The organism is Mucilaginibacter sp. (assembly GCF_041088075.1).
In the GTDB taxonomy this organism is placed as follows: Bacteria; Bacteroidota; Bacteroidia; order Sphingobacteriales; family Sphingobacteriaceae; genus Mucilaginibacter_A.
Genome location: NZ_JBGCVY010000068.1, coordinates 1 through 23,877 on the forward strand (window position 1 = coordinate 1; position 23,877 = coordinate 23,877).

General features: G+C 41.5%; 28 protein-coding genes. 21 read left to right on the forward strand and 7 right to left on the reverse strand.

Features of this window, described 5'->3' with window-relative positions; genetic code table 11:
* The first annotated feature begins 362 nt into the window (after positions 1 to 362).
* From V5804_RS16705 to V5804_RS16740, 8 genes are all read left to right on the forward strand, one after another.
* Complete coding sequence (locus tag V5804_RS16705; protein WP_369592549.1) at positions 363 to 887, forward strand: hypothetical protein; 525 nt, start codon at positions 363 to 365, stop codon at positions 885 to 887.
* 4 nt (positions 888 to 891) lie between these two features.
* Positions 892 to 1,062: a hypothetical protein gene (locus V5804_RS16710; protein ID WP_369592550.1), complete on the forward strand. Its 171-nt coding sequence runs from the start codon at positions 892 to 894 to the stop codon at positions 1,060 to 1,062.
* 231 nt (positions 1,063 to 1,293) lie between these two features.
* Complete coding sequence (locus tag V5804_RS16715; RefSeq protein ID WP_369592551.1) at positions 1,294 to 1,491, forward strand: hypothetical protein; 198 nt, start codon at positions 1,294 to 1,296, stop codon at positions 1,489 to 1,491.
* Between the two features lie 27 nt (positions 1,492 to 1,518).
* Positions 1,519 to 1,773, forward strand: coding sequence for a GyrI-like domain-containing protein (locus tag V5804_RS16720; RefSeq protein ID WP_369592576.1), 255 nt, complete (start codon positions 1,519 to 1,521; stop codon positions 1,771 to 1,773).
* Positions 1,770 to 2,057: a DUF3781 domain-containing protein gene (locus V5804_RS16725; protein WP_369592552.1), complete on the forward strand. Its 288-nt coding sequence runs from the start codon at positions 1,770 to 1,772 to the stop codon at positions 2,055 to 2,057. Before V5804_RS16720 ends, V5804_RS16725 begins: the two co-directional genes overlap by 4 nt.
* Positions 2,058 to 2,316: 259 nt before the next feature.
* Positions 2,317 to 2,676: a VOC family protein gene (locus V5804_RS16730; protein WP_369592553.1), complete on the forward strand. Its 360-nt coding sequence runs from the start codon at positions 2,317 to 2,319 to the stop codon at positions 2,674 to 2,676.
* A 21-nt stretch (positions 2,677 to 2,697) separates the two neighbouring features.
* The gene (locus V5804_RS16735; protein ID WP_369592554.1) at positions 2,698 to 3,153 is read left to right on the forward strand and encodes a MarR family winged helix-turn-helix transcriptional regulator; all 456 of its coding nucleotides are present in this window, start codon (positions 2,698 to 2,700) and stop codon (positions 3,151 to 3,153) included.
* Between the two features lie 366 nt (positions 3,154 to 3,519).
* Complete coding sequence (locus tag V5804_RS16740) at positions 3,520 to 4,002, forward strand: GNAT family N-acetyltransferase (protein WP_369592555.1); 483 nt, start codon at positions 3,520 to 3,522, stop codon at positions 4,000 to 4,002.
* Between the two features lie 301 nt (positions 4,003 to 4,303).
* On the opposite strand, the gene mgtE is transcribed toward V5804_RS16740, so the two are convergent.
* Together mgtE and V5804_RS16750 are read right to left on the reverse strand one after the other, a co-directional pair.
* Positions 4,304 to 5,680 carry a magnesium transporter gene (mgtE, locus tag V5804_RS16745; protein WP_369592556.1) on the reverse strand — a complete coding sequence of 459 codons (1,377 nt, stop codon included), beginning with the start codon at positions 5,678 to 5,680 and terminating at the stop codon, positions 4,304 to 4,306.
* Positions 5,681 to 5,968: 288 nt separating this feature from the next.
* Entirely contained in the window at positions 5,969 to 6,826 is an 858-nt protein-coding gene (locus V5804_RS16750) for a hypothetical protein (RefSeq protein WP_369592557.1), read from the reverse strand.
* A 249-nt stretch (positions 6,827 to 7,075) separates the two neighbouring features.
* On the opposite strand from V5804_RS16750, the gene V5804_RS16755 reads away from it, so the two are divergent.
* From V5804_RS16755 to V5804_RS16795, 9 genes are all read left to right on the forward strand, one after another.
* Positions 7,076 to 7,357, forward strand: coding sequence for an ATP-dependent Clp protease adaptor ClpS (locus V5804_RS16755; RefSeq protein WP_369592558.1), 282 nt, complete (start codon positions 7,076 to 7,078; stop codon positions 7,355 to 7,357).
* Positions 7,358 to 7,500: 143 nt separating this feature from the next.
* Complete coding sequence (locus tag V5804_RS16760; RefSeq protein ID WP_369592559.1) at positions 7,501 to 8,601, forward strand: AI-2E family transporter; 1,101 nt, start codon at positions 7,501 to 7,503, stop codon at positions 8,599 to 8,601.
* An 81-nt stretch (positions 8,602 to 8,682) separates the two neighbouring features.
* A complete protein-coding gene (locus tag V5804_RS16765) occupies positions 8,683 to 9,348 on the forward strand; it encodes a DUF1345 domain-containing protein (protein ID WP_369592560.1) in 666 nt (221 codons plus the stop codon).
* Positions 9,349 to 9,767: 419 nt separating this feature from the next.
* Positions 9,768 to 10,559, forward strand: coding sequence for an SDR family oxidoreductase (locus tag V5804_RS16770; protein WP_369592561.1), 792 nt, complete (start codon positions 9,768 to 9,770; stop codon positions 10,557 to 10,559).
* Positions 10,560 to 10,752: 193 nt separating this feature from the next.
* Positions 10,753 to 11,730 (forward strand): hypothetical protein, encoded by a 978-nt coding sequence (locus V5804_RS16775; RefSeq protein ID WP_369592562.1) that lies wholly within the window; start codon positions 10,753 to 10,755, stop codon positions 11,728 to 11,730.
* 96 nt (positions 11,731 to 11,826) lie between these two features.
* The gene (locus V5804_RS16780; protein ID WP_369592563.1) at positions 11,827 to 12,840 is read left to right on the forward strand and encodes a Gfo/Idh/MocA family oxidoreductase; all 1,014 of its coding nucleotides are present in this window, start codon (positions 11,827 to 11,829) and stop codon (positions 12,838 to 12,840) included.
* A gap of 30 nt (positions 12,841 to 12,870) precedes the next feature.
* On the forward strand, positions 12,871 to 13,368 hold the full coding sequence (locus tag V5804_RS16785) for a TlpA family protein disulfide reductase (protein ID WP_369592564.1): 498 nt from the start codon (positions 12,871 to 12,873) through the stop codon (positions 13,366 to 13,368).
* 137 nt (positions 13,369 to 13,505) lie between these two features.
* Positions 13,506 to 14,300 (forward strand): SDR family NAD(P)-dependent oxidoreductase, encoded by a 795-nt coding sequence (locus tag V5804_RS16790; protein WP_369592565.1) that lies wholly within the window; start codon positions 13,506 to 13,508, stop codon positions 14,298 to 14,300.
* An 84-nt stretch (positions 14,301 to 14,384) separates the two neighbouring features.
* Positions 14,385 to 14,606, forward strand: coding sequence for a hypothetical protein (locus V5804_RS16795; RefSeq protein WP_369592566.1), 222 nt, complete (start codon positions 14,385 to 14,387; stop codon positions 14,604 to 14,606).
* Here the strand turns inward: V5804_RS16795 and V5804_RS16800 are convergent.
* The 3 genes from V5804_RS16800 to V5804_RS16810 form a co-directional block, all read right to left on the reverse strand.
* On the reverse strand, positions 14,603 to 15,145 hold the full coding sequence (locus V5804_RS16800; protein ID WP_369592567.1) for an AAA family ATPase: 543 nt from the start codon (positions 15,143 to 15,145) through the stop codon (positions 14,603 to 14,605). The two genes, V5804_RS16795 and V5804_RS16800, sit on opposite strands and share 4 nt — an antisense overlap.
* Positions 15,146 to 15,197: 52 nt before the next feature.
* A complete protein-coding gene (pnuC, locus tag V5804_RS16805) occupies positions 15,198 to 15,812 on the reverse strand; it encodes a nicotinamide riboside transporter PnuC (protein ID WP_369592568.1) in 615 nt (204 codons plus the stop codon).
* A gap of 73 nt (positions 15,813 to 15,885) precedes the next feature.
* The gene (locus V5804_RS16810) at positions 15,886 to 17,928 is read right to left on the reverse strand and encodes a M13 family metallopeptidase (RefSeq protein ID WP_369592569.1); all 2,043 of its coding nucleotides are present in this window, start codon (positions 17,926 to 17,928) and stop codon (positions 15,886 to 15,888) included.
* Positions 17,929 to 18,075: 147 nt separating this feature from the next.
* On the opposite strand from V5804_RS16810, the gene V5804_RS16815 reads away from it, so the two are divergent.
* The 4 genes from V5804_RS16815 to V5804_RS16830 all read left to right on the forward strand — a co-directional run bounded on the left by V5804_RS16815 (position 18,076) and on the right by V5804_RS16830 (position 22,615).
* Complete coding sequence (locus V5804_RS16815; RefSeq protein WP_369592570.1) at positions 18,076 to 19,056, forward strand: TonB family protein; 981 nt, start codon at positions 18,076 to 18,078, stop codon at positions 19,054 to 19,056.
* Positions 19,057 to 19,172: 116 nt separating this feature from the next.
* Positions 19,173 to 21,989, forward strand: a complete 2,817-nt coding sequence (gene carB / locus V5804_RS16820; protein ID WP_369592571.1) for a carbamoyl-phosphate synthase large subunit — start codon at positions 19,173 to 19,175, stop codon at positions 21,987 to 21,989.
* A 44-nt stretch (positions 21,990 to 22,033) separates the two neighbouring features.
* A complete protein-coding gene (locus V5804_RS16825) occupies positions 22,034 to 22,345 on the forward strand; it encodes an O-methyltransferase (RefSeq protein WP_369592572.1) in 312 nt (103 codons plus the stop codon).
* Between the two features lie 69 nt (positions 22,346 to 22,414).
* Positions 22,415 to 22,615, forward strand: a complete 201-nt coding sequence (locus V5804_RS16830) for a hypothetical protein (RefSeq protein ID WP_369592573.1) — start codon at positions 22,415 to 22,417, stop codon at positions 22,613 to 22,615.
* Positions 22,616 to 22,717: 102 nt separating this feature from the next.
* Here the strand turns inward: V5804_RS16830 and V5804_RS16835 are convergent, their stop codons facing one another.
* Together V5804_RS16835 and V5804_RS16840 are read right to left on the reverse strand one after the other, a co-directional pair.
* Positions 22,718 to 23,203, reverse strand: coding sequence for a DUF4920 domain-containing protein (locus V5804_RS16835; RefSeq protein WP_369592574.1), 486 nt, complete (start codon positions 23,201 to 23,203; stop codon positions 22,718 to 22,720).
* Between the two features lie 93 nt (positions 23,204 to 23,296).
* The coding region (locus tag V5804_RS16840) for a Uma2 family endonuclease (RefSeq protein WP_369592575.1) at positions 23,297 to 23,877 on the reverse strand (581 nt) is incomplete at its 5' end.

A 23,877-nucleotide genomic window follows, 5' to 3' on the forward strand; every position in this document is an offset into this window, starting at 1 on the left:
CTATTTTGAAAGTTTTTCGTGCATTAAAAGCTAAAGTGAATTTTAATGTGGAACTTATGAACAACAAAATTCAAATTGCAGGATAGAGAACTACTTCTGCCAACATGGGTTTGGCAAAAAACTGGCGGACGGAAGTTGTTGAACTTTTATTTTTCTATTTTACTTCAGTTCTGGCATACGGATAAAAATTTAGCCGGTAAAAGAAGCATCAACTTTTGATTATTAATTTAACTTTGGTTTGGGGCTGACGGGTTTCAAATTCCAGTCCTTCGCCAAGCCCCGAACCTTAACGGTCATGCTGCACGACGACCTAAACTGACGAATAATTTACAAGATTGCCCTGAAATCTGTAAATTCGTAGGGTGAAACAGCAAAAAGCTATCGGACTTGATTTTGAAATTGATAAGCTGACAAACTCTATTGAAAACGTTTTAACCAGCGAAGTTTTTAATACAGAAATTATCAGGCTTACAAACAAAGACAGCAGACAGATCAGAAAAGCAGATTGGCAGTTTAATTGGCATAAGGAACTTAAAGATGAAACAAAAGAAGTTTATAAACTGACAACCGCAAATAACCCTACAATTATTCAGGGACTTTTAAGCATTGAAGATAAATCAGACCATATTTTTATGCACTTGATCGAAAGTTCAAAATTTAACAAAGGGAAAGAAAAAGTTTATCTTGGCGTTCCTGGAAATTTAGTTGCTTATGCTTGTAAAGTATCTGTTGACAAAGGTTACGAGGGCTTCATTGCTTTTGACGCTAAGACAGCCTTGATCAAACATTATGAACAATCGCTTTATGCAACACATTTTCGTGGACTAAGAATGTTTATTGAAACGAGTGCAGCTCTAAGGCTCATTTCACAATATTTTAAAAGCTAAAAATATGGGACTGATAAAAGAACCGAAAGATGTTGACTTGTCGACTAAATCTGAACCATGGTCAGAACAGGAACTTGCTGACTTTAGAAAAATCATGCAAGATATTAAAAGCAAAAATGCTAAACGTAAAGACAAAGCCAGTTTGTTAACAATCAAGCAGCCACAAACCGTTTGATAAAGCACGAACCGCCAACATCGGTTTGGCAAAAAACTGGCCGACGGATTAAACATCAGCTTTGGTTTTACTATTTTGCTTCAGTTCCGGCGGAAGGAACAAAATTTACCCGGTAAAAGAAGCATCAGCATTTGATTATAAATTTAACTTTGGTTCTCGGCTAACGGGTTTTAAATTCCAGTTCTTCGCCAAGCCTTGAACGTTAGCGGTCATTGTACCGATCAACCTCGAATGACAACGATAGAACAAAATATTAAGACTTGCGGACTTATGACAGAGTTGATTAACTCTCAATCTGACAATTTTGAAATCATACAAAAACATTGGGCGACCTTTAATGAACAACTACAAAAATTTAGACTAAATCAAAATGGTGGTAATTGGACAAAATTTGGAATAACATTTAAAGTAGGAGAAAAACATTACTAATTGACAGCAATTCCGACAAACAATTTTTTGTTTCCTGACCATTTTACAAGTTTAGAAATCCCGAAAGGCGAATATGAAATATTTACGCATAAAGGACGGATGGAAAATATGAAACAAACATTGTATGAAATTTATAAAGTCATCTTACCGAAATTAAATCTAAAAATTGAAGACCACACAAAGACGGGATTTTTGCACTTTGAAAAATATGATTACCGGTTTCAATGGAATAAGCCAACTTCTATAATTGACATTTATTTACCGCTAAACACGAACAAATGAACGCAATTACGAACAACTATAAAAAAGAAATTTTAGACAGAATTTGTTACACCGACCTTGTTTATGAAAGGATTAATAAGAAACTGAAAATAGAGCTTTCAAAAGTCGAAATTGAAGATATGATTTTTGCAATTATCAACGAAACAGACAAATCCAAATTCCAAAAAACAGGTAAAAATATTTATATCACAAACGACGAACGAAATGTAAGACTGACAATTAATTCCTACACTAATAGAATAATTACAGTGGATGACCTAAACAGAAAAACAACGAACCGCTAATAGGGGTTTGGCGTTATAGGGGCTGAAAAATAAGGGCTCAAGTTTAGTTTTTCAATTTATCTTTAGTGCAAAGTTGGGCTGACGTTCCCTGATTTCCCCTACAACGTCAAGCCTTTTCCATTAGCTATAATGCTATCCGAACTTTAACAAAACATCAGACATCAAACTTTTTGACGGCTTAAAAATCAAAAAACATAAAAACCGTTTGTATATTGTTGTCATGTATATTATATTTACGGCAACAATTAAATTTTACGAAATGATACAATTAACCTTCGCATCACTACAAGTGAAAAACTTGGAAGCATCAAAAGACTTTTATACCCAAAAATTAGGGTTTGAAATTGACAACTCGAATCCGCAAGCCTGTATTTTTAAATACAATCAGGGACAAGCAAGTTTTGCTATCCGCACACCTTTGGAACCAATCGAAGGAAAAGATTTGGGAACAGGCGTAGCACTTTGGTTTGCCGTAAATGAAAATGTGGACGAACTGAAAAAGAAATTTATTGCAAAGGAAATAACTACTGCGGGGCCAATTATTGAAACACCTTTTGGCAGGGCATTCCATGTAAAAGACCTTGACGGATATAAACTTACTTTTTTGGAAGCAAAATAATTATAGGCAATATCATTATGCTTGAAGAAATTGAACTTTAATTTTAAAAGCCCAAACGACAGCCCTGGTTATTTACTTGGACAAGTAACCATGCTATGGCAGCGTAAACAAAAAAAGGTTTTAGACCCTTTGGATTTGACACAAACGCAATTTGTTTTGCTGGCAGCATTAGGGTGGCTTTCAAAAAAAAATAAATCTGTAACGCAAGTTGACATTGCCAACCAAAGCAATGCCGACAGAATGATGGTATCAAAAGTATTGCGGACCTTGGAAGAAAAAGGTTTTATAACACGACAAGAACACCAAACCGACACTAGGGCGAAAACCATTCGACTGGCAACAAAAGGTGAAATTGTTTTGCAAAAAGCTATCATTGCAGTAGAAAATGCCGACTTAGATTTTTTTGCCACATTAGACAACGAACTTTTATCATTTAATAAAAATATGGTACAACTTATTAAAAAGAACAGCCAGTAAAAGCTCTACCGCTAATCCAACTGCCCCGGATTTGCAATCCGTGCCAGTTGAGCTGATGGTTTCTAATCATCCTATCAACAAAATTTTAAACACCAATTTTTACCTGGTAAAAGAAGCATCAACAATAAAAAAACCAATTGCCCTGGATTTGTAATACGTGTCTTTGGATCTAATGATTTGTAATCATTCTATCAACAAATTTAAAACACCAATTTTTACCTGGTAAAAGAAGCATAGCATTTAAATAAAATTTTAACTTTAGTTTCTGGCCGAAGAATCTTAAATACCATTTTTTTGCCGTGGCTGAAACATTAGCGACAGTAAAAATACCTTCAAAACATCAAAACCCTAAAAAATTTCTGAACGATGGCAAACAACAATATCATTTTAACCGAAACAGAAGAAAATGATTTAAATGTATTTTTTCAATTTCAGCTTGACTGTGAGGCAAATTATTTGGCGGCGTTTACATCAAAAAATCCAAACGACAAAAATGCTTACCTTGAAAAATATACAAAGCATTTGGCTGACCCAACCATCCATATGCGGACGATAAAAGTAAACGATGTAATTGCAGGCAGCATAGCAAAATATGTTATGGAAAACGAAGCCGGGATTACGTATTGGATTGACCGGAAATTTTGGGGGCAGGGAATTGCCACAACTGCGCTTCAGGGCTTTTTGAAGGTTGAAAAAGTGAGGCCAATTTACGGACGGGCTGCTTTTGACAATTATGGCTCACAAAAAGTTTTAGGGAAATGTGGTTTTGTAAAAATTGGTACGGACAAAGGATTTGCAAATGCCCGGCAAACAGAAATTGAAGAATTTATTTATCAACTATCAGCATGACAAGCGGACAACGACTGGCGCGGATTTGCAATCCGTGCATTTTGAGCCGATGATTTGCAATCAATTATTACCATTGATAATTGCACTCCTGCCAAAGCAGGCAACACCAATTTTTACCCGATAAAAGAAGCATCAGCAATAATGAACCTGTTTAAATTTCTATCCTAAAAAACTACCATGCTTCTTTTATGCCTATAAATTTTGTGCCCGGATATGATGATCTGTACAAAAAACACAATGATTTTTAGGTGGTAAAAGAAGCATCGGCAACAAGGCTAAACTTTTAACCCTAGCCTGCCGCTTACAGCAAAGTCCCCTTCAGCATAATAGCGGCAATGCTAAAATAGATGATCAGCCCGGTTACATCCACCAAAGTGGCCACAAACGGGGCGGAGGAAGTAGCGGGATCCAACTTGCATTTTTTCAATACCATCGGGATCATCGAACCGCTTAACGTTCCCCACAAAACGATGCCGATTAAGGAGAAAAAGATGGTGATGGCCATTAAAACCCAGTGTGCGCCGTAATTATACCAATGCAGATACTGCCACAAGCTGATCCGCAAAAAACCGATGGTGCCTAAAATCGTTCCTAAACAAGCACCAGACAGGATTTCCCGCTTCATCACATACCACCAGTCTTTTACGCTGAGTTCTTTTACGGCCATGGCACGGATAATTAAAGTGGCCGCCTGCGAACCGCTGTTGCCGCCGCTCGAAATCACCAGCGGGACAAACAGCGCCAGCACCACGGCTTTGGCAATTTCACCTTCAAAATAACCCATAGCGGTGGCCGTAAGCATCTCGCTCAAAAATAAAATGATGAGCCAGCCGGCGCGTTTTTTTATCAGCGATACCACAGGCGTGTTCACGTAAGGATATTCCAGCGATTCTACACCGCCAAACTTTTGCATTTCGCGGGTATTGCGCTGCTCGGCCACATCTATCACATCATCAACGGTAATTACGCCCAGCAGCAAATCATCTGCATTAACCACGGGCAGCACGGTGCGGTCGTACTCTTTAAATTTGGCTATGGCTTCATCTGTGCTTTCTTCGATGTTTAGTTTGATGCAAACGCCGTCCATAATATCATGGATTTTTTTTGCCGGGTCGTTTAATACCAGCCGCCGCACCGGTATATCGTCCAGCAGCTTCCCCTGATCATCTACCACGTAAATCACGTTGGCAATATCTGTATCGGCATGGTTTTTACGCAAATGCTCGTTGGCATCGGCAATGGTCATATCTTCTTTAATGGTTGCAAATTGCGTGTTGACCAGCCTGGCAACGCTTTGGCGCGGGTAGCCCAGCACGTCAAGCGTGGCTTTTTTATTGTTGTCGTTTAAGTAGTCGAGGTATTTAGAACGCTCCAAAGCCGTCAACGAGGTAAAAAACGAATACCGGTCGGTCGAACTTAGATGGTCCAAAATCCGGGAAGCTTTTTCTTTGGGAAGGGCCTCAATGATCTTTTTTTGCAGAAAATGGCCGACGTAAGCAAAGAGGATGATTTTCTTTTTATCGGAAAACGTACAGAACGACTGGACGGCTGTATCGGCAGGAAGCGTATTAAGTATCCGGGCAACGTCTGAAGGGTGAATATCCGGCGTATTTCCGGAGCTCACCAGCGATTTTAGATCACCGCTGATGATCCTGTCCTTTATTTCTTTAAGGTCCATAAAATTGAATAACTGCTAATAATTGAACGGTAAACGGCACCGATGAAGGTACAAGGAAAACCACAACATCAAAAATAATTGTTGATGTGGGCAACTGGCCGAAAACCTGCTGGCGCGGATTTGTAATCCGTGCCTTTTGAGCTAATGATTTGCAATCATTCTATCAACAAAAGTTAAAACACCAATTTTTACCTGGTAAAAGAAGCATCGGCACAAACAGTAAAAGCCATTCCAAATAAATTAAAACAGCTTTTTGTATGGATAGAAGCATGGATAGCAATACTGTTTTTACCAGGCAAATTTATCCTTGATCTCTACAGCTTTGCCCTGGTCGTTGCCGCCGCCGTAACTGCCCTGGCCACCACCGCCCATGCCGCCGCCTCTCCGGCCGCCGCCACCGCCCGTTCCTCCCATGCCGCCGCCACGCATTCCGCCGCCGCCCATTCCCCCTGCGTTTCCGGCCGGTGTTAAACCATCATGGCTGCCTTTTGGTGCCGTAAAACTGTTGATCTTGATATCAAACATCCAGGGCTTGCCGTTGCTGTTGTCGTTGTGCAGCATTTTTATCGGGATGGCCGCTTCATAGACCAAAGCGCCCTGTTCGTCAAAATTCAATACTGTTTTTATGCCATAAGTATTGGCCGTGCTGATGTGGTCCGTCTCGATATCTTTAAAACCTTTCACATCAATATCGCGCAGCTTGAGCAGTTCGGCCTTGCGGCGTTCTTCCTGGTCTTCCTGCTTCAACTGTTGCTGGGTAACGGCATTGTCTGCTTTTGGCATGATAAAAATGCTGTTTTCGTCCTGGTCTGGCGAGGGGAAAGTCAGGCTGTACGTTTCTTTTTTCTTTCCTTCGGGATTAAAGGAAAGCGTAATGCCGTTGCGCATGGCTTGTTCTTGCTGCGCCCGGTTTTGGATACGGACGGCAAAATACAAATTTTCCTTATCGCTTGCCAAACCGTAATTAATATGCTTTGCTTCGCTGGTATAACTCAGGCTGTCGCCCCAATCTTTTAGGTTGCCATCCACCGTAATGGGGTGCGGCGGTGCTTTTAGGGTTTTCAGGCCGGATTTGGACTGCGCATCCGCCCGTATCATAAACGACAATAACAGGGCGGAGGAAAATACAAAAGGGAATGCTTTCATGTGCAGCAATGATAATGAAGTTTTTGTTCAGACTGATTTTAAAACAAACCGTTTAGCTGGTTATTTTATTGTTACATATTTCGGTTGGCGCAGATTTGCAATCCGTGTCTTTTTGAACTAATGATTTTTAATCATTCAACATCATTCCCACACCAATTTTTACCCGGTAAAAGAAGCATCGCCAAAAACCAAAAACGTTGTTGCAGTATTTTTGAACAAGCAACTTTTATTTTCATTAAATTTGCTTTTATGTCAACAGAGGTTAAAGAAGAAAGCTTCACGCTGGAAGAATTAATGGCAGGTTTAAAAGAAAGCCACCGGTTAATATTATGGAACGATGAGGTAAACTCTTTTGAGCACGTAATTTACTGCCTGATGAAATACCTGGACTATACCGACGGCCAGGCAGAAAAAATTGCCTGGGAAGTGCACACCAAAGGCAAATGCGCCATTTTAGAAGGTTCTTTTACCGAAGTGGAAGTTTACCGCAAAATTTTGCAGCAGGAAGGGCTGACGGTTTCGGTAGATTGATTTTAATTGCCGATGCTTCTTTTATCGGCATAAAACTTAAACCTTATGCAGGTATTTGGGTTAATCAGGTTGATCGAATTTTAAAAATAGCCATCATCAACTGTTGTTTTAATCCAAACAAATTGATGCGATAACCTGAATCTATGCTCATAAAACAATACCCATTTTACCTTAAAGCAACTGTCATCCTGTTTGGCATCTCGCTGTTTATACTGGCCCTTTACATCCTGGCCGATTTCCTGGTGCCGATGGGTTTCGCCGTTTTGCTGGCCATTTTACTTAACCCGTTTTATTCAAAATTAAGGATGTGGAAAGTGCCAAAAGTACTTGCCGTTACTTTAACACTGCTTACTATGTTGGTTGTTTTGTTTGCCGTGCTTTATTTTCTCTCTTCCCAAATGATCCAGTTTGGCGATACTTTTCCTGCTTTAAAAGCAAAAGGCGGGCAAATTGTGGTTGAAATAGAAGGATGGATACAACAAACTTTTGGCCTCAGCATCCAAAAGCAGATGCAAATGCTGAACGAGGCTGCCAACAACAGCAAAGGCCTGGTCGGCCAAACCATCGGCAGTTTGTTTGGCCTGTTCAGCGTGCTTTTTTTAATACCGGTTTATATTTTTTTATTGCTTTATTATAAAGAACTGATCTTAAACTTTTTGTATGAGGTTTTCTCCGAAGAAAACTCGGCACGCGTAGCCGAAATTTTAAACCAGACCAAAATGGCCATCCAAAGTTATATTGTTGGTTTGTTGATTGAAGCTGCTATCGTCGCCGTTCTTAATTCTGCGGCCTTGTTTATTTTAGGCGTTAAATACGCTTTATTGATTGGTGTTATCGGTGCCATTTTAAACATGGTGCCATACATTGGCGGCATCATCGCCATTGCTTTGCCCGTATTAATGGCCACCGTAACCAAAGATGGCTACAGCACGCAAATTGGTATTATTATCGCTTACTCGGTCATTCAGTTTATTGACAACAATATATTGGTGCCGAGGATTGTATCTTCCAAAGTACAAATCAATGCCTTGATTTCCATTATTGTCGTATTGCTGGTTGGCGCTCTGTGGGGCGTTGCCGGCATGTTCCTTTCCATCCCGATGGTTGCTGTTTTAAAAATTGTTTTCGATAGGATTGATGACCTGAAGCCTTGGGGGAAATTATTGGGCGATGAAATCCCGACACAGTCCATTTTGCAAACCTGGACCCGGCGAAGAAGAAAAGCGGTTGCGGCCAGCAGTTAAGCCATGCTTCTTTTAGGCACACAAATATTACACCGCTTCTGGGTATTACTTTTTACATTTAGGCCAAAATAAACGTAAGCCATGACCCAAAAAAAGTTTAAGTACCTGGATTCGCAGCACCGGCAATATATTGCACTGGCAGTTGCTTTGCTTACTTATTTTTTAACGCGTAAACAAGCTTTGCCCGTTAACATCATGCTTACCTGGATCGGTTATGCTACCAGTATTTTGGTGATGAGCTGGATCTCTATCCTTTCAATGCACCCAAGCGATGTGCGCCGGGTAGCCAGCCTGGAAGATTCCAGTGTAACCTTTATTTTTCTTTTTATTATTGGTTCGGCCCTTGCCAGCTTGTTTGCCGTGGTTTTGCTGTTGCAATCTTTAAAAGGGCTGTCAAAAGAACAAACAATAACCCATGTCCTCCTTTCTATTGCTTCGGTAGCTGTTTCCTGGTGGCTTACGCATACCGTTTTTACCATGCGGTACGCGCATATTTTTTATTCTACCAAAAACGAAGAAGGCGGATATGGCTACGGCCTGGAATTCCCGAAAGAGCCCTGCCCGGATTTTATGGATTTTGTTTATTTCTCGTTCGTCATCGGCATGACTTTCCAAGTGTCTGATGTGGAAATTAGCTCCCGCAGGATACGCCGGTTGGCCTGGCTGCAGGGCATTTTGTCTTTTGTTTTCAACACCGCAATTGTAGCTTTAAGCATCAACATTATTTCGGGCATGTTTGGTCATTAAAACAAGGTTGTGGCCCTTGTTAAAATTTGGGGTTTTTTAAGGGTTTTATATTGAAGTTGTTTAAACTTAAATTTCTTTGATAAATACTTTTTTTATGGCTAAAAAAGATGAAAGGACACACCCCTAACCCCTCTCGAGAGGGGAAATATGGCGCATACCTTTCTAAAGCCGGAAAGGTAGCAAACTATGCTTCCCCTCTCGAGAGGGGTTAGGGGTGTGTCCTTGATTAATACATGTAAGTAAAATGGAATAAGTAACACCAAAAGTTTAAACAACTTCATTGATAAAAAAATGCCAATGCTTCTTTTACCCTATAAAAATTGGTGTTTGTACCAATCATCAACACTAATTTTTATGTGGTAAAAGAAGCATGGAAACCCCGGCAAGTAAATTTTAAATAGTCACCGATTATTATTTTTATGGAATTAGGATTAAGCAATAAAGTAGCCGTTGTTTTGGCAGCCAGCAAAGGCCTGGGCCGCGCCACCGCCGAAGCGTTGGCCGCCGAAGGCGCACGCGTGGTAATTGGCGCGCGCGATGAAAAAGAGCTGGTAAAAACAGCATTGGAAATCAGCGAGAAAACAGGATCGGAAGTAATGGCCGTTCCGGTTGATGTAACGGATGCACAGCAATGCGAAAACTTTATCGCGCAGGCAATGGAACGTTTTGGGCAGATTGATATTTTGGTGAACAACGCGGGCGGCCCGCCTTTTGGCCCTTTCGAAAGTTTTGACGAAGCGCAGTGGCAGGCCGCTTTCGAACTGAATTTGCTAAGCACCGTCCGGTTTTCGCGCTTGGTTTTGCCTCACCTTAAAAAAACCGGAAGCGGCAGGATCATCAATATCGCCAGCCTTTCTGTTAAATCTGTTTTGGAAAATTCGGTGCTTTCCACCAGCATTCGCATGGGCGTTATCGGCATGGCCAAAATGCTGGCCGATGAAGTTGGGCCAAACCAAATTACGGTGAACAATGTTTGTCCGGGCTTGATTTTAACCGATCGCGTCCGAAACACCAGCATCAAACAACAATTAGCTGCGGGAATGAGTGAAGAAGAAGCCTTAAAAGAAAGGGCAAAAAACATCCCGTTGCGCCGCATTGGCAAACCGGAAGAACTGGCAGCTTTGATTACTTTTTTAGCTTCCGAAAAAGCTTCGTACATTACCGGAACTACCATCCAGGTTGACGGCGGCGCGGTAAGGAGCATCTTTTAGTGGGATAATTTATTGATTTTTAATGAAGAAAATGTCAACAATTGAATTAATAATCCCCCGAAGAGTAACTATACAAGTTGGGACAAGGAGAAAATACCAGAATTTATAGAGGCTTACTTTAAGCCTTTTTCTTTTACTAAAAATTTTAATATTAGGGTTTATGGAATTTATATTTGAAAGAAATTAAAAAATAATGGAAAATGAGGCTGAAAATAACAATCAACAAAATCATGAAAGCCAATTTCAACCAAGTAATGTTCCAGAATGTGAAATCGAAAATAATATTACCCAAGTAACCAGCAATAGCACAAACGGGGCTAATGGTTCTGATATAATAAATGAATCAGCCAATATAAGAGCTAACACTGTAAATCAGTGGGACATCAAAACATCAGAAGTAATTGCTATAGCAGCAGTTAGTGTGAATATAGTTTTGGCTATTTTTACTTATTTTCTCTTTGAAAAAGCCTCTGCTCAAACCAAAGCTGCAATTATATCTGCCAATGCCGCTATTAAAGCAGATTCTATTGCAGAACAGAGTTACACACTTTCCAATAACATATTTAAAAGCTCCGATTCTGCTAACAAAGTGTCTTTTAACGAGACAAAAAGACTTAATGATAATATTATTATAGAAAATAGAAAAAGGTCTAAAAGGGATAGTCTTAGTCTCAATGCTCAGCTTCAAACTTTGACAGCAAGTCAAAAGGAATTCGAAGTAGGTAACGAACCTTATCTGCAAATAGTTAAACCCTCTTTTTCTATTGCTAATAATAAACACATCGTAATTCAATATTCTATAGAAAACCTTGGAAACTATCCCATTAAAGTATTAGTTAACCATCCGGGTGTAAGCATGGATTTCAACCCTAATTTCTTGGCATTAAATGAATATATGTTCAAGAATACTAAAATTGTACCTAAAGAAAACATTGTGATAAATAGATACATAACTAAAGATAAACCTTTTGATTTTGGTGTAATTATCGATCGGCCTATTACTGACAAACTTGAAAACGTACTGAAAGACGAAAAATCTTTCCTTGTAATAGAAGGCTTTATTATCTATCAAAACCTTGTTACAAAAAACAAAAAAATTTATAAATATATGTTTAGTGTTAATATTAACGGTGTAACTTATACTAAAATAAATGAAAATATAAATATGTAAGAAATGTTTATATGTAAATTTAGCCATGTCCCAACTCGCAGATAGTTACCTAATTTTACCTCATAAAAGAAGCACACAAAAATTAAGTTATTAAAAATGGATCAACCTATCAAAACCGGCTTACTGGCTTTCGGCATGTCTGGCCGGATATTTCATGCACCTTTTTTAAATGCCAACCCGGCTTTTAGCCTGGATGCGATTGTAGAACGGAACACCAAAAAAGCACGGCAACTTTACCCGGAAATAAAAAGCTACGATACGATTGACGAACTGATCAACGATCCAACCTTGGAACTCATCGTGGTAAACACGCCCAACTTCGCCCATTTTGACCATGCAAAAGCAGCATTAGAAGCCGGCAAACATGTATTGATCGAAAAACCAATTGCGCCAACATCCGCAGAAGCCAAAGCACTTTTTGATTTAGGCCGAAAGCTGAACCGCGAAGTTTTAGTTTACCAAAACCGCCGCTGGGACAGCGACGTGATGGCCGTAAAACAAGTGCTGGAAACCGGAAAATTAGGCAAAATAGTGGAAGTGCATTTTCGGTACGACCGCTGGCGGCCGGAAATCGGGCCAAAAGTATTTAAAGAAACGCCCATGCCAGCCAGCGGGCTATTGTATGATTTGGGTCCGCATTTGATTGACCAAACGCTCGATCTTTTTGGCAAACCGCTAAGCTTCACCAAAACGCTGGGCGAATTCCGGATGAAAACAGAAGTACCGGATTATGCCTTTCTCCACCTAAAATATGCAGAAGGCATGAATGTGTTTTTATACGCCAGCATGTTGGTGGCCAAGCCTTTGCCCGGTTTTGTGCTGCATGGCACGCGCGGCAGTTTTATCAAAAAACGTTCGGATGTGCAGGAAGCGCAGCTCGATCAGGGCATGTCGCCCTTAGCACTTGGTTTTGGTGTGGAAGAAGCCGGGATGGAAGGCGAGCTGACTTTTATCAACCCGGAAACCGAAAAAATGGAAACCGAATATGTTCCTTCGCTCAAAGGTAATTTTATGGGTATTTTTGATGCCGTGCACCAAACGATCCGCCACAAAAAACCGTTTCCTATTAGCGAAGACAACATCATCACCCAATTAAGTATTATTGAATAACTATTTTATTGCCCTAAAAGAAGCATCCGCATGAAATCCTTGTACCTGTTTTTACTGTTTATTGGCATCACTTTTTCCGCTTGTTCGCAAGATGGGCCGGCCAATAAAAACATCCCGCCTTATAAAATTTTAACCACCGACAGCACGTACGTTACGCCGGCAAACCTCAAAAAAAACGTGCCGGTAATGCTGATTTATTTTGCGCCGGATTGTCCGCATTGCCAACATTTAACCGAACAATTGACCAAGCACATCAAAGAATTTGGCAATACACAAATCGTGATGATAACTTTTTTTGACCCGAAAACTCAGTTTAGAGCCATAACTAAATTTGTAAAGGATTACGGGCTGAAAAAATACCCGAACATAACCGTTGGAACGGAAGGCCGTGTTAATATAGTTGTACAAAGATTTTATCAGGTAGTTACCACGCCGTACGAAGCTGTTTATGATAAAAGCCATCAACTGGTTAAAGTTTTTCCGAAAATCCCGGAAGTGGAAGATTTGGTAAAAGCCATCAAAAAGTGATTTAAGCTGGGAAGTCGGAAAGACCGAAAGTCCGAAAGATAGAAATTGGAAAACAGTGCCAATGATGTTGTTGTTCGACTTTTCAGACTTTCGGTCTTTCCGACTTTCTGACTACTTCTAAACTATAAATTAAGAAAATGGATTTTCAACTGAAAGATAAAACTGCTTTGGTAACCGGTTCGACTGCCGGGATTGGTTATGCCATTGCAAAAACGCTGGCGCAGGAAGGCGTGCATGTTTACTTGAACGGCCGAACGATAGAACGCGTAAACGAAGCCGTTAAAAAGCTGGAAAACGAAACCGGAAGCGCAAACATTAAAGGTGTTGCAGCCGATTTTTCTAAAACAGAAGAAGTAGAAAACCTGATCGCGGCGATTCCTGCAGTTGATATTTTGGTGAACAACGTGGGCATTTTCGAACCAAAACCTTTTGATGAAATTGCAGATGAAGATTGGCTGCAATTTTTTGAAGTAAACGTAATGAGCGGCATCCGGCTTTCGCGCGCTTACCTCAAAAAAATGCTGGACAAAAACTGGGGCCGTATTATTTTTATTTCGAGCGAATCTGCCATCAACATTCCGGAAGAAATGATCCATTACGGCATGACGAAAACGGCGCAATTGTCTATTTCCCGCGGTTTGGCCGAATTGACCAAACACACCAACGTTACCGTTAATTCCGTGCTTCCCGGCCCAACTTTATCAGAAGGCGTTGGCGGATTTATTGAGGGTTTGGCTACGAAACAAAATAAAAGTATTGAACAGGTAGAAGATGATTTCTTTAAAGAGATGCGCCCAAGTTCGATCCTGCAACGCTTTATCTCGCCACAGGAAATTGCCAACATGGTTTGTTACATCGCCAGTCCGCTAGCCGCCGGAACCAATGGTTCGGCCATTCGCGTTGATGGCGGCGTGGTAAAAAGCATTATCTAAAATATAGGGGTAAAAGAAGCATCACCAAGCTTTTTTGAGGAAACAAAAAGATTGGCTGCCGCTTATTGTTTAAACAATTTGAAGATGAAAAAGATAAGTTTTATGATTGCCATTTTTACCGGATTGGCTTTATCAGCCTGCAACAGCAATACTGCAAAAACAGGCAATGCCGTGGCGGATTCCGGTTCGGCAGGCAGTTCTGGTGCCGGCGATACTACGCAAGCCATCAAAGGCTCCTCCGGCACTACGGGCACAAGTTCTGCGGGAAGTTCTTCCGGCAGCGATACCACCAAAACCAGCCATTAAGCTGAACGGTTTTGATTTGCGGTAAAAGCATCTATGGCTTTTACCGCATTTTGAAAACGCGTTTCCCCAATCCCGGAAATCACCTTATAATTGGCATTCAACGCTTTTAATTCCTGGTGCCAAACCTGCATAAAATGTTCGCGCTGGATTGGGAAATTCCGCAGCGGATCGTCCTGCCAGGGCATATCAATATCGAGCAATAAATATAAATCATAGTGTTGCTTGGGCAGTTCGTCCAGCACTTCCTGTGGCGTACCACCAAACAAGGCATCGCTCCAGATTTTTATGGTGATAAAAGTAGTATCGCAAATCAGTAGTTTGTTGGCTTTGGGCAGCAGTTCTTTCTCCAAAGCCAACTGCCCGTGAAACATGTTGATCTCGTCCTGCAAAGTGCAATCGCCTGTTAAATGCTCACAATATTCACGTGCATATTCGGGCACCCAAATGGTTTGGTAATGATCGGCCAGGTATTTAGACATGGTAGATTTTCCGGTAGATTCCGGCCCTACGATTGCTATTTTGATGATTTTTGGGTTCATTGTTTTTGATTTTTTGTTGTTATTTCGGGTAGAGACGTTGCATGCAACGTCTCTACATGCAACGTCTTTGCAACTGATAATCCCGTTTCCAATCCCGGTAACCCAAAGCCGCAATAATTAAATACAAAGCATACATGCCAGCCGTTAGATGCAGATGTTTGGCCGTATAAACAACCACATAAATAACATCAACAAAAACCCAGATCAACCAGTTTTCCAAAACTTTTCGGGCGAGGAAAACCTGTGCAATTAAACTACAGGCCGTACAAAAACTATCAACGAAAGGAAAGGCCGCATCCGTTTTCTGCTTCAATACAAAACCTAAAATTGCCGTGAATAAAATTACGCCGATGATGGAAAGGATAATTTCTTTTTGGGTGATCCGCACAACCGGGACTTTTTCTGCTGATTTTGGCCTTCTGCTCCAATAGTACCAGCCATAACTATTCATTGCCAGAAAGTAAAACTGCAAACCCATATCGGCGTACAACTTCGCCTTAAAAAAAATAAAAATGTAGGTGCAAACGCTGACGATGGCAAAAGGCCAGTTCCAGATGATGTTTTTTGCAGCGAGGTAAACGCACAAAATACCGGTAATGACGCCGGTAACTTCCAGCGGGTTTTGCGCGCGAACCCAATCGGTGAAAGCATTTGTCAGCATCGGCATCAAAGATAAATTTATAGGCATAAAAAAAGCAATGAACGAACATCGCTTTAAATTTTACCCGATAAAAGAAGCATTACCAAATCTTCACCCTTTTATCCGGGTCAATCCACATCGGGTCGCCTTTTTTAATACCGAAAGCGGTGTAAAACTCGTCCACATCAGAAAAAGGCGCATTCACACGCAAAAAGCCGGGCGAATGTACGTCCGTCATTACTTGATTGGCCAAAGCTTCGTCTCGTTCGTGGCCCAACCAGCCCAAAGAATAACCCAAAAAGAAACGTTGCACCGGTGTTAATCCGTTGATGGTTTTGCCCGCTTTGTACTGCGCCGTTTTTTTGAAAGCATCCAAACCCAACACAATACCGCCCAGATCGGCAATGTTTTCGCCTAAAGTCGCTTTTCCGTTTACATGTAAACTATCCAAGACTTTGTAGCTGTTAAACTGGTCAACCAATTTCTGCGCACGCTGCGTAAATTTTACCGAATCCTGCGGCGTCCACCAGGCTTTCAGGTTTCCTTTCGCATCGTACTGGCGGCCCTGGTCATCAAAACCGTGTGTGATTTCGTGGCCGATGGTAGAAGCAGCCACGTAACCGTAAGCAACGGCATCGTCCACATCGACATCTTTGATTCCGGGAATCATAAATTGCGCCGCCGGAAGCGTGATTTCGTTATTGCTCGGACTGTAATTGGCGTTGTAAGTCTGAGGCGTCATGTTCCACTCGGCGTGGTTAACCGGTTTGCCCAACTTGTGGATATTCTCCAGGTATTGCCAGTTGCGGCCATTCATAACATTTTGTGCATAAGAATTGCGGCTGATCTGCAACGCCGAAAAATCTTTCCACTGGTTCGGATAACCCACTTTTGGATGGATGGCGTTCAACTTTAACAACGCTTTTTGCTTGGTTTGCGGACTCATCCAATCCAGTTTTTCGATGTGTTCTTTGTAAGCAACGCGGATCGCTTCTACCATATCTTCGTACCGTTTTTTGGAAGCGGCCGGGAAATATTCTTTCACAAAAAGCTGTCCTAACAGTTCGCCCATCAAACCGCCTTCATTGTCCAAAACACGTTTCCAACGCGGCAATTGTTCTTTTCTACCGGATAAAACCGTTCCTGAAAAGCGGAAATTTTCCTGCTCAAAATCTTTACTTAAAACGGAAGCATAAGCCGAAATCAGTTTCCAGCGCAAGTAAGCTTTCCAATCGGCAACCGAAAAAGTGGTTAAAGCTTTATCCAGATTGTGGTAGAATTCCGGCTGGCCAACGATAACGCTATCCACCGAATTTAAACCCATTTTCGGAAAAAGGTTTGTCCAGTTGATGTTTGGCGTTAACTGGTTCAGCTTGGCCACCGGCATTTTATGGTAGTTTTTATACTGATCGCGCAGGGCAACCAACGTGCGGCTACTATCAGCCAATGATTTTTCAATGCTAAAAACAGCATTGGCCGCAGCGGCATCCGTTAAACCCGAAAGTTTGAGCATGGCCGGGATATGCTGCTGCGCGTAATCATTCCTGATTTTGACAGTGCGGGCATCGGTTTTAAAATAATAATCGCGGTTGGGCAAACCCAAACCCGCCTGGCGGAACTGTAGCATCATTTTCACGCTGTTTTTTGCATCCTGGCCAACGCCTGTTCCAATAAAATTACGAACGCCGATGGTGGTTAAATAAGCCGCCGCGTCCAGTACATCCTGCTTGGTTTTAATCTGTTCGATGCGGTCTAAAGGCGTTTTGATGGCATAAACGCCCAGCTTTTCTGTCGTAACGGTATCCAAGCCGCTGTAATAAAAATCGCCGATTTTTTGCGTGTTCGTACCTTTTGGCGCGTTAGCTTTTTCGGCATCTTCGTTGATTTTTTTCAAGCGGTCGCGTAAATCCTCGCTCACCACGTTGCCAATCCCCCAGCTGGAATACGCTGCCGGAATCGGGTTTCTTTTGATCCAGCCGCCGTTGGCATATTCAAAAAAATTGTCGCCGGGCTTTACGGATGGGTCTAAGTTTTGGTAAACCGGGTCGTTTGCTTTTTTGATTTGTGCTTTTGCGGGCGAAGAACTGAGTAAAACAAGCGATAAAAGCGCTGAACCAAAATAAACAGAAATATTAATTTTCATTTAAAATAAAATTGAAACAAGTATTTCCAAACATACTATTTTTCGGGTTGATGATGCTTCTTTTACCGGGTAAAAATTGAGTTTGATAAAATATTTTAAATTTTTGAATGCTAAAAACACCTTGTATTTTTAAGCCAAATTACAACTATGAAATTCAAATTCTACTTTGCTTCTTTTACCGCCCTTTTTTGGGTGTTGAACGGTTTCGCCCAAAAACAAAACGTTTATTTTTTGAAGAACGACGGTCGAGAAGTCAAACTGAAAGACAGTGCCGATTTTATCCGGATTGTTCGGGAGCCGGATTCGGGAACGGTGCTTTACAATGTGTTAGAGTATTATTTAAACGGAAACCAAAAGATGATTGGCAAATCATCTACCATAGACCCGATTACATTAGAAGGAACATCGGCCAGTTTTTATCCCAACAAAAAACGAAAACAAGTTGCCAATTATGAAAAAGGGTACATGTTGGGCGTGGTGTACGATTATTACCAAAATGGAAAATTGTACCGTTCGCTTGAATATGTAGATAATAAAAACCGCAGCCCACAACCCGGAAGTATGGGCAAGGAAGAAATTATACATTTAGTTTATGATTCCACCGGTGTAGAAACTGTTAAAGAGGGAAACGGACATTATCCCATTTTTGGTGCCGATTACCAAACCATTGAAGAAGAAGGCGACGTAAAAAATGGAAAAAGAAACGGCGTTTGGAAAGGCACATCGAACAAAGGCAAAATTTCTTTTACGGAGGAATATGCGGATGGTAAGTTTATTAAAGGCACCAGTACCGACGAAAGTGGCAGCACTAAAAATTATACGATAAAAGAAGCATTGCCAACTTTTAAAGGCGGAGAAAAGGGATTCGGAAATTATCTTTCCAATAATCTTCGTTATCCGCCAGATTCAAGAGAAAGAGGAATACAAGGCAGAGTACTAATTGGATTTGTAGTAGAAACAGACGGAAGTTTAACGAACATCAGAATTTTAAAAGGTGTTCAACCTGATCTCGATGCAGAAGCATTAAGAGTAATTAAACAGTCTCCTAAGTGGAATCCAGGTACGCAGCATGGCGTTCCGGTTAAAGTAAGCTATGCAATGCCACTCAATTTTTCTTTAGGCAACTAATAAAAAACCACCAAAAAAACTACCTTTGCATCCCGACAAACAAGTCGGGATTTTCCTGTCCATTAGCAAGGAAAATTCTGGCTTCGCGCTTAAATTTTACCCGTAAAAAAAGCCCAATGCCCAGAAACACTTCCATCAATTCTGTTTTAATTATCGGTTCCGGCCCTATTGTTATCGGCCAGGCCTGCGAGTTTGATTATGCCGGTTCGCAAGCTTCTTTGTCTTTAAAAGACGAAGGGATTGAAGTTTCCATTATCAACAGCAACCCGGCAACGATCATGACGGATAAAGTCATAGCCGACCATGTTTACCTGCTGCCCTTAAACTGCGACAGCCTGGAAATCATTTTACGGGAACGAAAAATAGATGCCGTGCTGCCAACCATGGGCGGACAAACGGCTTTAAACCTGTGCAAAGAAGCCGAAGAACGCGGCATCTGGCAAAAATACGGCGTTAAAATTATTGGGGTTGATATTGCAGCCATCGAAAAAACGGAGAACCGCGAAGAGTTCCGCCAGTTGATGGTGGAGATTGGCATTGGCGTGGCGCCTTCTAAAATTGCCAACTCTTTTTTGGAAGGTAAAGAAGCCGCGCAGTTGATCGGTTTCCCGCTGGTGATCCGTCCGAGTTATACGTTGGGCGGAAGCGGCGGCGGTTTCGTGCATAAAAAAGAACAGTTTGATGCGGCGTTGAGCCGCGGTTTGCAAGCCTCTCCTACGCACGAAGTTTTGGTGGAGAAAGCGGTTATCGGCTGGAAAGAATTTGAGCTGGAACTGCTGCGCGACAACAACGATAACGTGATCATTATTTGTTCCATCGAGAATTTTGACCCGATGGGCATCCACACCGGCGATTCGATTACTGTTGCGCCAGCCATGACCTTGAGCGACCGTGCTTACCAATCCATGCGCGATCAGGCTATCAAAATGATGCGTGCCATTGGCAATTTTGCCGGCGGTTGCAACGTGCAGTTTTCGGTCAACCCGGCCAATGATGATATTATTGCTATTGAGATTAACCCGCGTGTTTCGCGTTCTTCCGCTTTGGCTTCCAAAGCAACCGGTTATCCGATTGCCAAAATTGCAGCCAAATTAGCCATCGGTTTTAATTTGGATGAACTGCAAAACCAAATCACCAAAACAACTTCGGCTTATTTTGAACCAACGCTGGATTACGTGATCGTCAAAATCCCGCGCTGGAACTTTGATAAATTTAAAGGCGCCAACAAAGAGTTGGGCTTGCAAATGAAATCGGTTGGCGAAGTGATGGGCATTGGCCGCAGCTTTATCGAAGCCTTGCAAAAAGCTTGTCAGAGTTTGGAAATTGGACGCGCCGGTTTAGGCGCGGATGGAAGACAAAGCCGAAATTTGGATGAAATTATGTACAGCCTGGAGCATCCAAGTTGGGACCGGTTGTTCCATGTTTATGATGCTTTAAGTTTGGGCGTACCGATCGAATCTGTCCGTAAAGTAACCAAAATAGACCGTTGGTTTTTAAACCAAATCCAGGAAGTGGTTAATATGGAAGTTGAACTGCGCCGTTATTCGCTCAACAATATTCCGAAAGATTTCTTTTTCACCTTAAAGCAAAAAGGTTTTTCGGACGCACAGATTGCGTACGTTTTGCAGCATGTTAGCGAGGAAGACGTTTACCAGCGCCGCAAAGAGTTGGGCATCCGCCGGGTTTACAAAATGGTGGATACTTGTGCAGCCGAATTTCAGGCCAAAACGCCTTATTACTATTCAACTTACGAAGGCGAGAATGAATCCATTGTTTCCGACAAAAAGAAAATTATTGTTTTAGGTTCTGGTCCGAATAGAATTGGTCAGGGAATTGAGTTTGATTACAGTTGTGTGCATGGTTTATTGGCCGCAAAAGAATGCGGCTTCGAATCCATCATGATCAACTGCAACCCGGAAACGGTTTCGACCGATTTTAACATGGCGGATAAGTTGTATTTCGAGCCGGTTTTTTGGGAACACGTGCGCGAAATTATTGACCTGGAAAAACCGGAAGGCGTGATCGTTCAGCTTGGCGGCCAAACGGCTTTGAAGATGGCCGAAAAGTTGCACGAGCATGGCATCAAAATTATCGGTACTTCTTTTGATAACATGGATATTGCCGAAGACCGCGGCCGTTTTTCTGATCTTTTAAAAGAATTAGGAATTCCCTATCCAAAATACGGCGTTGCCGAAAGTGCCGAAGAAGCGTTGGTTGTGGCGCATCAGGTGGGTTATCCGGTGTTGGTTCGGCCAAGTTATGTGCTGGGCGGACAAGGCATGAGCATCGTGATCAATGATGAAGATTTGGAAAAAGCCGTAGTTAACCTCCTTAAAAACCTTCCCGGAAACCGTGTTTTAATTGATCATTTTTTAGACCGTGCAGAAGAAGCAGAATCTGACTCGATTGGCGATGGCGAAGAAGTGCACATCATTGGTTTGATGGAACATATTGAACCGGCTGGTATCCATTCCGGCGATTCAAGCGCAGTTTTGCCGCCGTTTAATTTGTCGGCAAACGTGATCCGGCAAATGGAAGAACATACCGTAAAAATCTCCAAAGCTTTGAATGTTTGCGGTTTACTGAATATCCAATTCGCCATCAAAAACGAAGAAGTTTATGTGATTGAAGCCAATCCGCGGGCTTCGCGTACGGTTCCTTTCATTGCCAAAGCTTACGATGTGCCTTATATCAACATCGCCACAAAAATCATGTTGGGCGCGAATAAGCTCAAAGATTTTACGATTGAACGGAAACTCCAAGGTTATGCCATTAAAGAGCCGGTTTTTTCTTTTGATAAATTTCCGGAAGTGAACAAAGAATTAGGGCCTGAAATGAAATCAACCGGCGAAGCAATCCGTTTTATCCGCGATTTGGAAGACCCGTATTTCCGCCATCTGTACAAAGAAAAGTCAATGTATTTAAGTAAGTGAGGGATGCTTCTTTTATCACCTAAATTTCAGTTTAATTAATAATCATGACAGAAGAAATTACCCAAAATTTTCCTGCGTCTTATTTTGAAGTAGATGAAGCAACGAAACAATCTGGCTTTACCATGGCTTCGGATTCGCTGACGTGTTCGTTGCTGAAAACTTTGGCAGCTTCAAAACCAGGCGGAAAATTTTTGGAATTAGGAACCGGAACAGGTTTATCTACCGCTTGGATTTTAGATGGAATGGATAGCGCTTCTACCCTGACTTCGGTAGATAATGATGAACATTTTTTGAATATTGCCAAACAGCATTTAACGGATCATCGCCTTGATTTAATTTGTGCCGATGCCGGTTAATGGCTTTCGGATAATCAAAACCAAAAGTTCGATTTTATTTTTGCCGATACCTGGCATGGCAAATATTTGATGCTAAAAGAAGCATTGGCAATGTTAAAACCTGGCGGGCTTTACATTTTAGATGACATGTTGCCGCAACCCAACTGGCCGGAAGGGCATCAGGAAAAAGCTTTAAAACTAATGGCAGATTTAGATAGCCGTACCGATATCACGCTTACAAAAATGCGTTGGGCAACCGGAATCATCATTGCCAGTAAGAAAGCAATTTGATATTTCGTTCTCTTATCATAAACAAATGCTTCTTTTAGCCACAAAAAAACCACGCCTGTTTTCAAGCAGACGTGGTTTTTTTATGGGTAAAAATAGTATCGTTTAATTCATTAATTGCACGCCGCGGGCGGCCATTTCGTAGGTTCCGGCGTTGTTCTTTTTTTCGTCGTTTTTATCCATTCCTTCATTTGAACCGGCGTAATGCTGCTTGTTGTTAGCGATGAAGTTTTTAGAAATTACGCCATCAATCAACACTGTTTTGCCTTTTACGTCTTGCGGAATTTTAGAACCGGCATTTTTAAACCGCACGGTTACCGGCCGGCCTTTGTTGTCTTTCACGTAAAAAAAGTCGCCGCTTTTATCTATACCGGTTACTTTTGCAACAATGGTGGTGGTAACCGAAGTACGGCGGCCAAAATAAGCATTTAAATCGCCAATGGGGTGTACCGTTTTTACATCAACGCGTTCACCGTAAAGTTTTCCTTTGGGCGATATCCCGGAGGCACTGCCAGTTGGACGGGTTTGAACCTGGGCTGAAACCGTTAAAGCGCTAAAAAGAACGGCTATGGAGAAGAGTATTTTTTTCATGGTTTGATTATCAATTATGATAGCATAACCTCGAAAAAAACAGATGGTTTTGATTAACTGAAAAGCTTTGATAAATGGTTTAATTGAAATTTATCAATCTGCAAAAACAGTTTCTAAATCAAGTACAAAGCCGGGAAGAATTGGCGTAGTTACTTCTTCTTCGGCAGACATTAACCTGGAAGCTACATAAACGCCGTCCTGATTCAAAGTGTACCGCAAAAAGGTTTTGTCTTGCTGAGAAACAATCCAGTATTCCTGCACGCCATTTTCTTCGTAAACTTCGTACTTATTTTTCAATTCGGTTTTGTTGTTTCCTGGAGAAATAATTTCAACCACAATATCCGGAGCACCGATGCAGCCACGTTTATCGATTTTAGTACGATCACAAACTACACAAATATCAGGTTGCACAACTGTTGTTACTTCTTTATTGGCAAATGATTTTCGCGTAAGCCTAACATCAAAAGGAGCAGCAAACACTTTGCACTGCTTTTTCAATAAGTAAAGTTTAAACGCAAAATAAATATTACCTGATATTTCTTGGTGATCGGAACTTGGTGCCGGACCCATTTTAAAAATATATCCTTTTATCAGTTCTACTTTTTCCGCGAATTGCCACTGCAAATAATCCGCGTAAGTATAGGTTTTTGAAATATCGAGGTCTGATAAATGCT

What these genes read in the sequence shown, in the direction of transcription:
- V5804_RS16740 (WP_369592555.1), top strand. Translation starts at nt 3,520, where the DNA reads ATGGCAAACAACAATATCATTTTAACCGAAACAGAAGAAAATGATTTA.
- V5804_RS16750 (WP_369592557.1), bottom strand. Translation starts at nt 6,826, where the DNA reads ATGAAAGCATTCCCTTTTGTATTTTCCTCCGCCCTGTTATTGTCGTTT.
- V5804_RS16825 (WP_369592572.1), top strand. Translation starts at nt 22,034, where the DNA reads ATGACAGAAGAAATTACCCAAAATTTTCCTGCGTCTTATTTTGAAGTA.
- V5804_RS16830 (WP_369592573.1), top strand. Translation starts at nt 22,415, where the DNA reads ATGCTAAAAGAAGCATTGGCAATGTTAAAACCTGGCGGGCTTTACATT.
- carB (WP_369592571.1), top strand. Translation starts at nt 19,173, where the DNA reads ATGCCCAGAAACACTTCCATCAATTCTGTTTTAATTATCGGTTCCGGC.
- mgtE (WP_369592556.1), bottom strand. Translation starts at nt 5,680, where the DNA reads ATGGACCTTAAAGAAATAAAGGACAGGATCATCAGCGGTGATCTAAAA.
- V5804_RS16815 (WP_369592570.1), top strand. Translation starts at nt 18,076, where the DNA reads ATGAAATTCAAATTCTACTTTGCTTCTTTTACCGCCCTTTTTTGGGTG.
- V5804_RS16810 (WP_369592569.1), bottom strand. Translation starts at nt 17,928, where the DNA reads ATGAAAATTAATATTTCTGTTTATTTTGGTTCAGCGCTTTTATCGCTT.
- V5804_RS16785 (WP_369592564.1), top strand. Translation starts at nt 12,871, where the DNA reads ATGAAATCCTTGTACCTGTTTTTACTGTTTATTGGCATCACTTTTTCC.
- V5804_RS16725 (WP_369592552.1), top strand. Translation starts at nt 1,770, where the DNA reads ATGAACGCAATTACGAACAACTATAAAAAAGAAATTTTAGACAGAATT.
- V5804_RS16775 (WP_369592562.1), top strand. Translation starts at nt 10,753, where the DNA reads ATGGAAAATGAGGCTGAAAATAACAATCAACAAAATCATGAAAGCCAA.
- V5804_RS16790 (WP_369592565.1), top strand. Translation starts at nt 13,506, where the DNA reads ATGGATTTTCAACTGAAAGATAAAACTGCTTTGGTAACCGGTTCGACT.
- pnuC (WP_369592568.1), bottom strand. Translation starts at nt 15,812, where the DNA reads ATGCCGATGCTGACAAATGCTTTCACCGATTGGGTTCGCGCGCAAAAC.
- V5804_RS16770 (WP_369592561.1), top strand. Translation starts at nt 9,768, where the DNA reads ATGGAATTAGGATTAAGCAATAAAGTAGCCGTTGTTTTGGCAGCCAGC.
- V5804_RS16780 (WP_369592563.1), top strand. Translation starts at nt 11,827, where the DNA reads ATGGATCAACCTATCAAAACCGGCTTACTGGCTTTCGGCATGTCTGGC.
- V5804_RS16800 (WP_369592567.1), bottom strand. Translation starts at nt 15,145, where the DNA reads ATGAACCCAAAAATCATCAAAATAGCAATCGTAGGGCCGGAATCTACC.
- V5804_RS16765 (WP_369592560.1), top strand. Translation starts at nt 8,683, where the DNA reads ATGACCCAAAAAAAGTTTAAGTACCTGGATTCGCAGCACCGGCAATAT.
- V5804_RS16760 (WP_369592559.1), top strand. Translation starts at nt 7,501, where the DNA reads ATGCTCATAAAACAATACCCATTTTACCTTAAAGCAACTGTCATCCTG.
- V5804_RS16835 (WP_369592574.1), bottom strand. Translation starts at nt 23,203, where the DNA reads ATGAAAAAAATACTCTTCTCCATAGCCGTTCTTTTTAGCGCTTTAACG.
- V5804_RS16715 (WP_369592551.1), top strand. Translation starts at nt 1,294, where the DNA reads ATGACAACGATAGAACAAAATATTAAGACTTGCGGACTTATGACAGAG.
- V5804_RS16795 (WP_369592566.1), top strand. Translation starts at nt 14,385, where the DNA reads ATGAAAAAGATAAGTTTTATGATTGCCATTTTTACCGGATTGGCTTTA.
- V5804_RS16755 (WP_369592558.1), top strand. Translation starts at nt 7,076, where the DNA reads ATGTCAACAGAGGTTAAAGAAGAAAGCTTCACGCTGGAAGAATTAATG.
- V5804_RS16730 (WP_369592553.1), top strand. Translation starts at nt 2,317, where the DNA reads ATGATACAATTAACCTTCGCATCACTACAAGTGAAAAACTTGGAAGCA.
- V5804_RS16710 (WP_369592550.1), top strand. Translation starts at nt 892, where the DNA reads ATGGGACTGATAAAAGAACCGAAAGATGTTGACTTGTCGACTAAATCT.